Source organism: Streptomyces sp. NPDC037290 (assembly GCF_055603245.1).
The window spans coordinates 312,579-325,839 of record NZ_JBVJVZ010000003.1 but is presented as its reverse complement, the minus strand read 5'-3'; the positions used below and the strand labels follow the sequence as shown (position 1 = coordinate 325,839).

Sequence of the window (13,261 nt, the reverse complement as noted above, 5' to 3'; positions counted from 1 at the left end):
GCGCCGGGTGCGCAGGGGCGCTTCCCCCGCCTGCCCGGCGGGCCCACTGCCCGGCCGGCCGCCTCGGAGACATACTCCGGCTGCCGCAGCCGGCGATGCCCGCCGCGGCGAGGCGCCGGCGTCACCCGGGCCATCCGGGCGTGCCCCTCAGCGCAGCGCCGCTCCCGCCTCCGCCAGCACCTCCCGCGCCACGGCAAGCGCCTCGGCCCGGTCTGCGGGCACCAGACCGATGCGGGTACGGCGGTCCAGGAGATCCGACTCGTCCAGCGCGCCCTCGTGCAGGACCGCCCACAGCAGTTCCGCTCGGGTGACGGGATGGCCCGGCAGCACCGGCTCGGCCAGGGTGGGGTCCTGTGCCGCGAGGGCGTGGACGGCCTCGGCCTCGGCGCCGTAACGGCGGACCAGGCGCGGGGGTGCCGACAGGGCGCGCAGCCGGGCGGGTGCGGCGGCGCCGACCAGCGGCAGCGCGGCGGTGGGGGAGGCGGCGGCGGGAAGGCCCCGGGCCGCGGTCGCGGCGTCCACGGCGTCCTGGGCCATCCGCCGGTAGGTGGTGAGCTTGCCGCCGACGATCGTCGTGACGCCGTCGGGCGACGTCAGCACCGCGTGCCGGCGGGAGATGTCGGAGGTGCGGGCCGGTGCGCCGGCGCGGCCGTCGTGCCCGGACATGTCCAGCAAGGGGCGCAGTCCGGCGAAGGCGCCGACGACCTCTTCCCGGGCCACCGGCGCGTCCAGGGCCGATCCGAGCACGTCCAGCAGGAAGCCGATGTCCGTCTCGGGCACGTCCGGGACGTCCGGGATCCCGCCCTCGACCGGCTCGTCGGTCAGGCCGACGTACACCCGGCCGTCACCCTGCGGAAGGACCAGGACGAAGCGGTTGGTCTCGCCGGGGATCGGGATGTGCAGACCGGCCGGCAGGGCGCCGAGCCGCTCCGAGCGCAGGACCAGGTGGGTGCCGCGGGACGGCCGGATCCCGATGCCCTCGACGAGTTCTCCCGCCCACACCCCGGCCGCGTTGATGACGGCGCGGGCCCTGATCTCGCCCTCCTCGCCGGTGAGTTCGTCACGGATGCGGGCGCCGGTGCCGGTCAGCTCCAGCACCCTGACCCGGGTCAGCACCCGTGCGCCGTGCGCGGCGGCGGTCCTGGCCAGCGCGGTGACCAGCCGGGCGTCGTCGGTCACCTTGCCGTCCCAGGACAGCAGTCCGCCGCGCAGTCCGGCCGCGCGCACCGACGGCGCCAGGTGCCGGGCCTCCGTCGCCGACAGCCGGCGGGGCGCGGGCAGCACCTGGCGCGGGGTCCGGGCGGCCAGCCGCAGCACGTCCCCGGCCCGGAACCCGGCCCAGGCCAGCGAGGCCTGGGACTTGGACACCAGCGGGGTCAGCGGCAGGACGAACGGCTGGGCGGACACCAGGTGCGGAGCCGTCCGGGTCATCAGCACCCCGCGTTCGACCGCGCTCTCGTGCGCGACGTCGAACTGCGCGGAGGCCAGGTAGCGCAGTCCGCCGTGGATCAGCTTCGAGCTCCAGCGGGAGGTGCCGAAGGCCAGGTCGTGGGCGTCCACCGCGACCACGTCCAGCCCGCGGGCCGCCGCGTCCAGTGCGGCTCCGGCCCCTGTGGCGCCGAGGCCGACGACCAGGACGTCGGCGACCCTGCCGTCCGTGGCCTCGGCCAGTTCCCGACGGCGGCGGTGGGCGCTGAGGGACGAGCCGGAGTCGGCCGTGGTGTGGGTCATGGCGTGAGGGTCCTCTCCAGGAGGGTGCGCAGCTCGGTGAGGAAGGCGGCGGAGTCCAGCTCCGGATCGTCCTCGTCGGTCATCGTGCGCAGGGACAGGGTGAAGGACTGCACGGTCAACAGCAGGGCACGTGACTGCCGTTCGACATGACCGGCCCGTACCGAACCGTCCGCGTGACCCGCGCGCACCGCGTCGGCCAGCAGCCCCAGCAGCGCCTGCTGGCTGGCTCCGCGCCGGTCGAGCACATACGGCAGCAGCAGTTCCGGATCGACGTCGACGATCTTGCGGAAGAGAGGGTGTGCCCGGAACGCCTCGACCCCGGCGACCAGCCCGTCCACGATCCGGGTGCGGGTGTCCGTGCCGGCCGCGGGCTCGGGGATCGCCCGGGTGGCCACGTCGATCCACTCACGGGTCATCAGATCGCCCACCAGCGTGCGCAGGTCCGGCCAGCGCCGGTACAGGGTCATCCGCGACACGCCGGCGCGGCGGGCCACGTCGGCGAGGGTGGTGCGGCGGACTCCGACGGCCAGCACACAGTCGCGCACCGCGTCGAGCACCTGATCGTTGTCCGAACCGTTGTGACGAATAGGCGTCATGTGTCACAGTGTAACGCCCCGGGCCGGACACGAGCAGCACACCGTCGCTCCGGGGGCGGCCGCGGGGCCGTCGCGTGAACCGAGCACACCGACCTGTGAGGACGACCGTTCAATGGACATGCTGTGGAACGGCTGGGGCGACCCGGCCAAGGCGGCACCGCTGCCCGACTCGGTGACCGGACTGCTGCGCGACCTGCTCGGCGTCAAGCCCCGCACCACCGCCGCCCTGACCCTGGAGGACATCCGCCTGCCCGCCACCACGGCCGGCACGGCCGCCCTCAAGGAACTCGCCGAAGCCGTCGGCGGTGACGTCCACGTCCGCACCGACAGCGAGAGCCGCATCCGCCACACCCGCGGCAAGTCCACGCCCGACCTGCTCCGCGTCCGCGCCGGGGACTTCTCGGACGTTCCGCAGGCCGTGGTCCTGCCCGCGTCCCACGACGAGGTCCTCGCCGTGCTGCGCGCATGCGCCGTGCACGGCCTCGCCGTCGTCCCCTTCGGCGGCGGCACCTCGGTCGTCGGCGGACTCGCCCCCCAGCGCAGCGCGTTCATCGCCCTGGACCTGCGCCGCATGAGCGGCCTGCTCGACCTGGACCCCGTCTCGCGCACCGCCGTGCTCCAGCCCGGTCTGCGCGCACCCGAGGCCGAAGCCCTGCTCGCCGAACACGGCTTCACCCTCGGCCACTTCCCGCAGTCCTTCGAATGGGCCACCATCGGCGGCTTCGCCGCGGCCCGCTCCAGCGGCCAGGCCTCCGCCGGCTACGGCCGCTTCGACGAAATGGTCCTCGGTCTGACCCTCGCCACACCCGAGGGAACGCTCGAGACGGGCCGCGCCCCGCGCTCGGCCGCCGGACCCGACCTGCGCCAGCTCGTTCTCGGCTCCGAGGGCGCCTTCGGCGTCATCACCTCCGTGACCGTACGGATCCGCCCGCTGCCGCAGGAACGGATCTACGAGGGCTGGCGGTTCGCCTCGTTCCAGGAGGGCGCCGCCGCGCTGCGCAGACTCGCCCAGGACGGGCCCCGGCCCACCGTGCTGCGGCTGTCCGACGAGACCGAGACCCTCATCGGCCTGGCCCAGCCGGACGCCATCGGCGGCCACCTGGGGCAGAGCACGGCCGGCTGCCTCGCCATCACCGGCTACGAGGGCACGGCCGAGGACACCGCGCTGCGCCGGGAGCAGGCGGCGGCCGTCCTCACCGCCTGCGGCGGCACCCTTGTCGGAGCAGAACCGGGCGAACGCTGGGCCCACGGACGCTTCTCGGCACCGTACCTCCGCGACGCCCTCCTCGACGTCGGCGCCTTCGCCGAGACCCTGGAGACCGCGGCCTTCTGGTCCCGGATCCCCGACCTCTACACGGCCGTCCGCACCGCGCTCACCGACACCCTCACCGAGGCCGGCACCCCGCCCTTGGTCATGTGTCACATCTCCCATGTCTACGAGAACGGCGCCTCCCTGTACTTCACGGTCGTCAGCGCCCAGGGCGAGGACCCGGTGGCCCACTGGACGCCCGCCAAACATGCGGCCAACGAAGCCGTCCTGACCGCCGGCGGCACCATCTCCCACCACCACGGGGTCGGCACCGACCACCGCGACTGGTACGTCCGCGAGGCCGGACCGCTCGGCATCTCGGCCCTGCGCGCCGTGAAACGCCGCCTGGACCCCGAGGGCCTGCTCAACCCCGGCGTCCTGCTCCCCACCGACTGACCCCACACGACTCATCCACCAGGTCCGGCCGACCCACCAGATCCGCCTGCTTCGGAGGCACACCGATGCGACAGTTCACCGCCGTCGTCAATCCCACCGCGGGCGGCTCCACCGGGGCGGCGACACTGCTGCACCTGGCCCGGCTGCTGCGCGAGGCGGGAGCCGAGCTGGAAACGGAGTACAGTCACAGCCTCGCCCACGCCCAGGACATCGCACGCCGCGTCGGCGAGCGCGGCCGAATCGTGCTGGCCGTGGGCGGCGACGGGATCGCCGGCGGCATCGGCGGCGCGCTGAGCGGCACCGGAACCGTCCTGGGCCTGGTACCCGCGGGACGCGGCAACGACTTCGCCCGCGCCCTGAAGCTGCCCGCCGACCCCGCCGCACTCGCCGACATCCTGCTGCACGCCGAGCCACGACCCGTCGACACCGTCGAGGTCGAGTCGGCCGTGCATCCGCGCACCGTGGTGCTGGGCAGCGTCTACGCCGGCGTGGACGCCGTGGCCAACCGGCACGCCAACCACGCCCGGCTGCTGCGCGGCGCCGCCTCCTACTACGCGGGCGGCCTGCGCGCCGTCACCACCTGGCGGGCGGCCGACTACCGTGTCACCGTCGACGGCGAGGAACACACCCACCGCGGCTACACGGTCGTCGCCGCCAACTCCCCTTACTACGGCTCCGGTCGGCTCATCGCCCCCGACGCGCGCGTCGACGACGGACTGCTGGACGTGGTGATGATCCGCGAGGCACCACGCAGGCTCTTCTTCGCCCTCATGAACGAGTTGAGGACGGGCGGCCACATCCACCGCCCCGAGGTGCGCGTCCTGCGCGGCAGGGAACTGCGCATCGAGGCGAACCGGCCCGTCCCCTACGGTGCGGACGGGGAGGTCGACGCCACACTGCCCGTCACGGTGCGGGTCCGGCCCGCCGACCTCCCGGTGCTGTACTGACCACCCGCTCACGGGAGATGACACGGCGTCGGTGCACGAGCGGCCGGACCTGGGTAGGGGAGGGGGGTCCGGCCGGGCGCGCCGGGCGGAGGGTGGTCGGTCATGAGGCTGGAGCCTGCCGAGGGCGTGGTGCAGGCGGTCGTCCTGTACGACGGACGGCTGCTGCTGGTGCAGGACGGCGGCGGATGGACGCTGCCGTCGGGCAGCCCCCAACCGGCCGAGTCGGCGGAGGCCACCGCGGCGCGCGTCGTCTACGAACTCACCGGCTACCTCGTCGACGGCACCGAGTCACTGGCCCCGCACGACACGGCTCCCGCGGACGGGGCGTCGGCGGTGGTGTGCCAGCTGTTGAGCGAGTCCCCGTCGGACGGAGCCGCCCTGGCACCGGAGCGCGTGTGGTGGGCACCGATCCCCGAGGCCGTCGGCACCGCGCTGCCGCCGGCCGTACGCGAGTACCTGCGGGGACACACCCCCGTGTGAGACCTGCCGGGCCTGCGGTCAGCGATCCGCCGCCGGGTCCGTCGTGCGCGCCAGAAACCGTTTCCGGTCGACGATCGCCCGGTCGATCTCACCCGTCGCGACCTCCCGGCCCGAGCCGTCGACGGCGCGCACCGCGAACGTGAGCCGCCGGCCCGCCACGCAGGCGGCGGGCTCGGCGCTCACCTCCACCCGGCCGCCGACCGGTGTGGCCCGCAGATGCCGGACCCGCACCTCCGTGCCGACGGTGGTCTGGCCGGACCCGGTGAAGGGGGCGGCCGCCCGCACGGTGGCCGCCTCCATCCACGCGATCAGCCGCGGGGTCGCCAGCACCGGCACATCACCGCTGCCCACCGTCACCGCCGTGTCGGCCTCGGTCACCTCGTGGCGCATACCACCACGCTAGGGCCTGCCTGGCGGATCCTCTCGCAGACGCGGGGTCCGGCACGCACATCTACCGCGTTGTCGTCGGTTGCCGACGCTCCGCGGGACGCCCTCATCCGCCTTGCGGCTCCACGCCGGCCCCCCGCTCACCGGCGCCTCCGGCCTGATCCGCCGGACAGGCCCCGGCGCCGGCGGGCCGGGCGCGCAGCACGACGGCTCCGCGGCTCAGGGCGGCCGTGAAGGGGTCCGGTGCGCTGCCGGAGGCACGTCACCCCTGCGTCCGGCAGCCGAAGGCCCGCGTACGACCTGCCGGGTCGGCGGGCCGGCGGCATGCTGGAACGACTGGGTTTCCAAGGACCTCATGAGGAGGCGGACTCCCGTGGCCGAACCGCAGCCCGTCGTCGTCCCGCCGGCCAGGGCGGCCGTGTTCCTCGTCGCGACGATCGTGCCGGGCGGCGAGGAAACCGTCCGCGACCTGCTCGAGGACGTCTCGGGCCTGCGCCGCTCGGTGGCCTTCCGCGCGCCCGCCCAGCAACTCAGCTGTGTCGTCGGCATCGGATCCGACGCATGGGACCGCCTGTTCAGCGGGCCGCGCCCCCGCGCACTGCATCCCTTCGTGGACCTGGAGGGCCCACGCCATCGAGCCCTCGGCACCCCTGGCGACCTCCTCTTCCACGTCCGTTCCCAGCGTATGGACCTCTGCTTCGAACTGGCCCGGCTGCTGGGCGAGCGGCTGGAGGGAGGGGCCACCGTGGTCGACGAGGTGCATGGTTTCAAGTTCTTCGACGAACGCGATCTGCTCGGTTTCGTGGACGGCAGCGAGAACCCGGAGGGGAGGCTCGCGGACGACGCCGTGTTCATCGGCGACGAGGACGCGGACTTCGCCGGAGGCAGCTATGTGATCGTGCAGAAGTACCTGCACGACATGGCGGCCTGGCACGCCCTGCCGGCCGACGAGCAGGACAAGGTCATCGGCCGTACCAAACTGGCCAACGTCGAGCTTCCCGACGAGGTGAAGCCCGCCGATTCCCACGTGGCGCTCACCACCGTCACCGACGAGAACGGTGACGAACGCAAGATCGTACGGGAAAACATGCCGTTCGGTCACATCGGCACAGGAGAGTTCGGCACGTACTTCATCGGTTACGCCCGTACCCCGGACGTGACGGAGGAAATGCTGAGGAACATGTTCCTCGGCCGGCAGCCGGCCCGGCACGACCGAATCCTCGACTTCTCGGTGCCGGTCACGGGCGGCCTCTTCCACGTACCCACGGTCACCTTTCTCGACGACCTCCCCGCCGCCCCGCACGGCTCTGATCTGTGACTCAGCGTTACCGGAACGGCAGGGCGCGCCTTCCGTTTGCGGTGCGGTGCACCGCGCGATTCAGTGATTACGGACCCTGGAACAACGACCCCCCGAAGTGCTTGCCCCCGCGCCCAGGAGCTGTCATGTCGATGTCGTTCGGTGCACCGTTCGGTTCGTCGGATCCCTTCAGTGAAATGTTCAGCCGATTCTTCGGGATGTCGCCGGCGTCGTCGCCTCCCGCGGTACAGCGTGTGCCCATAGGCCGGCTGCTCACGGAGTCGTCGCAGGAACTGCTGAACCTGGCCGCGCAGCGGGCGGTCGAGGACGGAACGTCCGACCTCGACACGGAACATCTGTTGTGGGCGGCCACGAAGGTCGAGCCGTCCCGGAAGCTGCTTTCCCAGGTCGGCGTCGAACCAGACACGCTCGCGGCCGAGATCGCCAAGATCCTCCCCCGGGAGTCCGGCGAGCCGTCCTCGCAGCCGGGCCTCACCCCCGCGGCCAAGCGCACGCTCGGTGCCGCCTACGCCCATTCCCAGGCGGCCGGCGTGTCCTACATCGGCCCCGAGCACATCCTCAGCGCCCTGCTGGGCGACAGCGACACGGGAGCCGCCAAGCTGCTGCGCGCCGAGGGCATGGACACCAGGAAACTCACGGACCTGACCGAACAGGCCGCCCGCAGCGACGCACTCCCCACGGAACGGAAGAAGGCGCCGGCGACGACACTGGACGAGTTCGGCCGGGACCTGACGGAGGAGGCCAGGGCGGGGAAGCTGGATCCGGTGGTGGGGCGCGGCGAGGAGATCGAGCAGACGATCGAGATCCTGTCGCGGCGGTCGAAGAACAATCCGGTGCTGATCGGTGAGCCGGGCGTGGGCAAGACCGCGATCGTGGAGGGGCTGGCGCAGCGGATCGTGGCCGGTGAGGTGCCCGACACCCTGAAGGACAAGAGGGTCGTCGCGCTCGATCTGTCGGGGATGGTGGCGGGGGCCCAGTACCGGGGACAGTTCGAGGAGCGGCTGAAGAAGGTCATCGAGGACGTCCAGGCGGCCAAGGGCCAGATCATCCTGTTCATCGACGAGTTGCACACCGTCGTCGGCGCCGGCGCGACCGGCGAGGGCTCGATGGACGCGGGCAACATGCTCAAGCCCGCGCTCGCACGCGGAGAACTCCGTGTCGTGGGGGCCACCACGATCGACGAGTACCGCAAGTACGTGGAGAAGGACGCGGCGTTGGAGCGCCGCTTCCAGCCGGTGATGGTGCCGGAGCCGACCGTGGAGGAGACCGTGCAGATCCTGGAGGGGCTGCGGGACTCCTACGAGGCGCACCACCAGGTCCGGTTCGACGACGCCGCGTTGGCGGCGGCCGCGGAGCTGTCCGACCGCTATGTCACCGACCGGTTCCTCCCCGACAAGGCCATCGATGTGATGGACCAGGCCGGTGCGCGGGTACGGCTGCGCAGCGCGGGGCGTTCCACGGAGGTCGTCAGCCGCGAGGACCGCATCGCCAAACTCCGCCGTGAGCTCGAACAGGCCGTCTCGGTGGAGGACTTCGAGAAGGCGTCGGAGCTGAAGCGGGAGATCGCCGAGGTGGAGGGCGAACTCGCCGGCATCGAGGAACGCCGGGAGGGCGTCGTCTCCGTCACGGCCGCGGACATCGCCGACGTCATCTCGCGCCGCACGGGCATCCCCGTCTCCCAGCTGACGGCGAGCGAGAGGGAGAAGCTGCTCAGGCTCGAGGAGGAGATGCACGCCCGGATCGTCGGCCAGGACGAGGCGGTCACGGCCGTGTCCCAGGCGGTGCGCCGCAACCGCGCCGGCATGGGGGACCCGAACCGGCCGGTGGGCTCCTTCCTCTTCCTCGGTCCCACGGGCGTGGGCAAGACCGAACTCGCCAAGACCCTCGCCGCGCTGCTGTTCGGCGACGAGGACCGGATGATCCGCTTCGACATGAGCGAGTTCCAGGAGAAGCACACGGTGGCCAGGCTCGTCGGGGCCCCTCCCGGATACGTGGGGTACGAGGAGGCGGGCCAGCTGACGGAGAAGGTGCGCCGCCAGCCCTACAGCGTGGTGTTGTTCGACGAGGTGGAGAAGGCGCACCCGGACGTCTTCAACACGCTGCTGCAGATCCTGGACGACGGCCGGCTCACCGACGCCCAGGGCCGCACCGTCGACTTCCGGCACTGCGTCATCATCATGACGTCCAACATCGGCGCGCACCGGATCCTGGACCACAAGGGTGATGTGTCGGAGCTGAAGGACGAGCTGATGGAGGATCTGCGGGGCAGGTTCCTGCCGGAGTTCCTCAACCGGATCGACGACATCATCATCTTCCACGGGCTGACCGAGGACGACCTGGGCGAGATCGTGGACCACCTGCTGGACCAGAGCAAGCGCCGCGTCCACGCCCAGGGCATGACGCTGGAGGTCACCGAGGCGGCCAAGAAGCTGCTCATCGCCCACGGTCACCAGCCGGAGTTCGGTGCCCGGCCGCTGCGCCGCACGATCCAGGCCGAACTCGACAACCGCATCGCCACCCTCCTGCTCAGCGGCGAGGCCGGCCCCGGAGACACCATCGTCGCCGACGTACAACACGACTCACTGCACTGCACGGTGCGCAAGGGCAGCGGCTCCGGCGACTAGGTCGTGTCCGGCGGCGGCGGATCAGGCCGGCTCCGGGCAACGGCGTCGTGTCGGCGCGGGCGTGCCATGCCCCGCGACTCCCGCATGATCCGCCGGACAGGTCCTGCGGCCTGTCACGGCTGACCGTCTCCGATCGACACCACCACCGCGCTCGACGGGCCGTCCGGTGTGTCGAAGTGCACCGAGTCACCGGCACGGCGTCCGAGCAGCGCGCGGCCGAGGGGGCTGTCCGAGGTGACCAGGTTCTGGTCGAAGGCCTCGGCGGCCTCGCCGATCTGCAGCGTCTCCTGCGTGCCGTCCGTGAAGCGGACCGTGACCGTGCTTCCCACGCCGACCTCGTCCGTGGGGGGAGGCCCGGCCAGCTCCGCTTGGCGCAGCCGCTCCGTGATGGTCTCGATCCGGCGGTCCAGCCGGTCGAGCTGAGCGGCACGCCGCAACTCGTCGGCCTGGTCCGCCTGATCACCCACATCGGCACTGTCGTGCAGCGTTCCGGCGACGAGCCGGCGCTCATCGCGCAGATCGGCGAGCTCCTGCTCCAGCGCCTGACGGGCCGTGGCGCTGATCGGCTTCGGGTCACCGGCCATTCCGGCTCCTCTGGTCCAGGGGAGGATATGCGCGAGTCGGGCATTTTTCGCATCGTATCAACGGGCGCGGTGAGTGGAGAGGTGATCAGTCCGGAGGTAGCGTATTCATGGATGGTCCGTATGTATCGGCTTCCTTTCGAGCAGGAGGTTCCCATGTCCTCGAAGCGGCGCAGGAAGAAGAAGTCGCGACGCGGCCACGCCGCCAATCACGGGAAGCGCCCCCAGTGCTGACGCGCCGGCCCTATGCCTGCGACTCCCTGGCCGCCGAGGTGAGGGACATGTCCGCGTAGCGGTCGCCCGCCACCTGGCTGGCGATCGGCTCCAGCAGGGCCAACTCGTCGGCGCTCAGCGTTATCCGGGTGGCCCCGGCGTTCTCGAGCAGGCGGCTGCGCTTGCGGGTCCCGGGGATCGGCACGACGGTCAGACCGTGCACCTCGGCCCGCTGCTGCACCCAGGCCAGAGCGATCTGCGCCGTGGTCGCACCGTGCTCGGCCGCGATCTTGTGCAGAGGGGCGAGGAGAGCCGCGTTCGCCTTGGCGTTGTCGCCGGAGAAGCGGGGCAGCAGCTGCCGGAAGTCACCGTCGGCCAGTTCCTTGCCGGCGTCGGAGAACGACCCGGTCAGAAAGCCCCGGCCGAGCGGCGAGTACGGCACGAAGGCGACCCCCAGCTCGGCGGCGGTGCCCACCACACTGCGCTCCACGTCCCGGCTGAACAGCGACCACTCCGACCCTCGCCCAAGCGGTCCTCGGCCGAGCGTGGGGACCCCCATCTCGCCGCCGCGCACCACCCGCCGCAGCTCGATCAGCGACTGTAGAAGCCCAGGGCACCTGAAGCCCAGGGCACCCGCGACCAAGGCCCAGACCGGCGACACGCTGATCAGCGGCAGCACCGGTGGGCGCGGCGCGGCCGGCGCAGATCGGCGAGCCTGCCGGGCTCGTGGACCCCCGGGCGCGGGGCGAAAACCGCGGGCGCGGCGTGCCTGAGGCCCGACGGCCACGCTGCGTGGCCGCGGCTCAGGGATAGATCTTCTGCCGCGCGGCGAGCATGGCGACGAACTTCTCGATCCGCGCCGCCCGGGTCGCCGGCTTCCTGGCGTCCTGGATCCGGTAGAGGATCGCGAACCGGTTGCGGCTGTCGAGGACGGCGAAGAAGTCCCGCGCCTCCGGGGCGGCCGCGAGGGCGGCCTGGAGGTCGTCGGGCACCGTGGCCGCGCTCTGATTCGCGTACGCCGCGTCCCAACGGCCGTCCGCCCTGGCCTTCTCCACCTCCCGCAGGCCGGCCGGTCGCATCCGGCCCCGCTCCGTCAGCTCGGTGGCCTTCCGCCTGTTCACCATCGACCACTTGCTGCCCTGCCGGCGCGGGGTGAAGCGCTGCAGCCAGTGCTGCTCGTCCAGCTTCTTCTTCTGCCCGTCGATCCAGCCGAAGCACAGAGCCGACTCCAGTGCTCCCGCGTAGTCGACGCCGGCGATCCCGGAGTCCTTCTTCGGGATCTTCAGCCAGACACCCCGTACACCGGCGTGATGCTCCTCCAGCCACTCCTCCCACGCCTCCTGCGAGGCGAAGGCCAGGACCGGATCGGCCGCGTCCCGTGCTCCGTCCGTCTGCGCTGCACCCGACATGCGCCACATCCAAACCCACCCCGGTGGTGCGGTCAATCGGACGGTACGGCCGATCCCCGCGAACCCCCGGGCTTGAGGCGGCGCGGCCGGGTTACCCGAGCGGCATGGCGAAGCTGCATCTTTCCCGGCACCACCACCACGGCGGCGACCCGACTCCGGCCCCGCGCGCACCGGCGCCCGAGGAGGCCGGCCCGGACCAGCAGATCGAGCGGGCAGCCCCCGACACACCGGCCGAGCTCCCCAAGCGGGCATGGGGCGCCGTGCTCAGGGGCTCCCTGCGCGAGTTCCGGGACGACGAGCTGACCGACCGGGCCGCAGCCCTGACGTACTACGGCGTCCTCGCCCTGTTCCCGGCGCTGCTGGTCCTCGTGTCACTGCTGGGCATCGCCGGCAGGTCGGCCACCGACAAGGTGCTGGCCAACCTCAGGCACCTCGCTCCCGGCTCCGCCCGGGACATCATCACCAGGGCCGTGGAGCAACTGCAGAACAGCGCCGGCACTGGCTCCGTGATGGCCGTCGCCGGCCTCGTCCTGGCCGTCTGGTCGGCCTCCGGCTACGTGGCCGCCTTCATCCGCGCCGCCAACGCCGTCTACGACATGCCGGAGGGCCGCCCGGTGTGGAAGATCCTGCCGGTGCGGATCGGCGTCACGGCCGTCCTGATGGTCCTCGCCGTGGCGAGCGCGCTGATCGTCGTCTTCACCGGCGGCCTGGCCCGCCACGCCGGTCAGGCGCTGGGCGTCGGCGACATGGCACTGACGGTGTGGTCGATCGCGAAGTGGCCGGTGCTGGTCCTGCTGGTCACCGTGATGATCGCCATCCTGTACTGGGCGACGCCGAACGCCAGGGTCAAGGGCTTCCGGTGGATCACCCCCGGCAGCGTCCTCGCCCTGGCGATCTGGATGATCGCCTCCGCCGGGTTCGCCTTCTACGTCGGGAACTTCGCCTCCTACAACAAGACCTACGGCACCATGGCCGGCGTCATCGTCTTCCTGGTCTGGCTGTGGATCAGCAACCTGGCGATCCTGCTGGGCCTCGAGTTCGACGCCGAGACGGTACGGCAACGGGCCGTCGCCGGCGGGCATCCGCCCCAGGCCGAGCCCTACACGCAGCCTCGCGACACCAGGAAGTGGGACGAGGAGGACGTACGCCGGCTGAACGAGACGTGAGGCCGGTGGGGGGGGGGGGGGGGGGGGGGGGGGGGGGGGGGGGGGGGGGAGAGGGGGGGGGGAGGCGGACGGTACGATGATGGATCGCCAGACGCGCCGAACAT

The 13,261-nt window shown here is 72.2% G+C and carries 12 protein-coding genes and 1 pseudogene; 7 read left to right on the top strand and 6 right to left on the bottom strand.

What is annotated here, in order from left to right:
• Positions 1 to 147 precede the first annotated feature (147 nt).
• A complete protein-coding gene (locus ACZ7HQ_RS12240; RefSeq protein WP_470987611.1) occupies positions 148 to 1,731 on the bottom strand; it encodes a glycerol-3-phosphate dehydrogenase/oxidase in 1,584 nt (527 codons plus the stop codon).
• A complete protein-coding gene (locus ACZ7HQ_RS12235) occupies positions 1,728 to 2,327 on the bottom strand; it encodes a TetR/AcrR family transcriptional regulator (protein WP_470987609.1) in 600 nt (199 codons plus the stop codon). The genes ACZ7HQ_RS12240 and ACZ7HQ_RS12235 overlap by 4 nt, the downstream gene beginning before the upstream one ends.
• Positions 2,328 to 2,439: 112 nt before the next feature.
• On the opposite strand from ACZ7HQ_RS12235, the gene ACZ7HQ_RS12230 reads away from it, so the two are divergent.
• From ACZ7HQ_RS12230 to ACZ7HQ_RS12220, 3 genes are all read left to right on the top strand, one after another.
• Positions 2,440 to 4,032 carry an FAD-binding oxidoreductase gene (locus ACZ7HQ_RS12230; RefSeq protein ID WP_470987607.1) on the top strand — a complete coding sequence of 531 codons (1,593 nt, stop codon included), beginning with the start codon at positions 2,440 to 2,442 and terminating at the stop codon, positions 4,030 to 4,032.
• 65 nt (positions 4,033 to 4,097) lie between these two features.
• Positions 4,098 to 4,979, top strand: coding sequence for a diacylglycerol kinase family protein (locus tag ACZ7HQ_RS12225; protein WP_470987605.1), 882 nt, complete (start codon positions 4,098 to 4,100; stop codon positions 4,977 to 4,979).
• A 102-nt stretch (positions 4,980 to 5,081) separates the two neighbouring features.
• Positions 5,082 to 5,459: an NUDIX hydrolase gene (locus ACZ7HQ_RS12220; RefSeq protein WP_470987602.1), complete on the top strand. Its 378-nt coding sequence runs from the start codon at positions 5,082 to 5,084 to the stop codon at positions 5,457 to 5,459.
• 18 nt (positions 5,460 to 5,477) lie between these two features.
• Here ACZ7HQ_RS12220 and ACZ7HQ_RS12215 read toward each other — a convergent pair whose 3' ends face one another.
• Positions 5,478 to 5,849 carry a thioesterase family protein gene (locus ACZ7HQ_RS12215; protein WP_470987600.1) on the bottom strand — a complete coding sequence of 124 codons (372 nt, stop codon included), beginning with the start codon at positions 5,847 to 5,849 and terminating at the stop codon, positions 5,478 to 5,480.
• A 370-nt stretch (positions 5,850 to 6,219) separates the two neighbouring features.
• Between ACZ7HQ_RS12215 and ACZ7HQ_RS12210 the strand changes: the two genes are divergently transcribed.
• Together ACZ7HQ_RS12210 and ACZ7HQ_RS12205 are read left to right on the top strand one after the other, a co-directional pair.
• Positions 6,220 to 7,164, top strand: coding sequence for a Dyp-type peroxidase (locus ACZ7HQ_RS12210; protein WP_470987598.1), 945 nt, complete (start codon positions 6,220 to 6,222; stop codon positions 7,162 to 7,164).
• 125 nt (positions 7,165 to 7,289) lie between these two features.
• The gene (locus ACZ7HQ_RS12205; RefSeq protein ID WP_470987596.1) at positions 7,290 to 9,788 is read left to right on the top strand and encodes an ATP-dependent Clp protease ATP-binding subunit; all 2,499 of its coding nucleotides are present in this window, start codon (positions 7,290 to 7,292) and stop codon (positions 9,786 to 9,788) included.
• 113 nt (positions 9,789 to 9,901) lie between these two features.
• On the opposite strand, the gene ACZ7HQ_RS12200 is transcribed toward ACZ7HQ_RS12205, so the two are convergent.
• Positions 9,902 to 10,372, bottom strand: coding sequence for a GreA/GreB family elongation factor (locus ACZ7HQ_RS12200; protein WP_470987594.1), 471 nt, complete (start codon positions 10,370 to 10,372; stop codon positions 9,902 to 9,904).
• A 153-nt stretch (positions 10,373 to 10,525) separates the two neighbouring features.
• On the opposite strand from ACZ7HQ_RS12200, the gene ACZ7HQ_RS12195 reads away from it, so the two are divergent.
• Positions 10,526 to 10,603 carry a 50S ribosomal protein bL37 gene (locus tag ACZ7HQ_RS12195; RefSeq protein WP_373305753.1) on the top strand — a complete coding sequence of 26 codons (78 nt, stop codon included), beginning with the start codon at positions 10,526 to 10,528 and terminating at the stop codon, positions 10,601 to 10,603.
• Positions 10,604 to 10,613: 10 nt separating this feature from the next.
• On the opposite strand, the pseudogene ACZ7HQ_RS12190 reads toward ACZ7HQ_RS12195, so the two are convergent.
• Positions 10,614 to 11,099, bottom strand: a pseudogene (locus ACZ7HQ_RS12190) (aldo/keto reductase); the annotation flags it as partial.
• 286 nt (positions 11,100 to 11,385) lie between these two features.
• Entirely contained in the window at positions 11,386 to 12,000 is a 615-nt protein-coding gene (locus ACZ7HQ_RS12185) for a YdeI/OmpD-associated family protein (protein WP_470987592.1), read from the bottom strand.
• A gap of 95 nt (positions 12,001 to 12,095) precedes the next feature.
• Here ACZ7HQ_RS12185 and ACZ7HQ_RS12180 point away from each other — a divergent pair, with 95 nt between their 5' ends.
• Positions 12,096 to 13,157: a YihY/virulence factor BrkB family protein gene (locus ACZ7HQ_RS12180; protein WP_470987589.1), complete on the top strand. Its 1,062-nt coding sequence runs from the start codon at positions 12,096 to 12,098 to the stop codon at positions 13,155 to 13,157.
• The last annotated feature ends 104 nt before the right edge of the window (positions 13,158 to 13,261 follow it).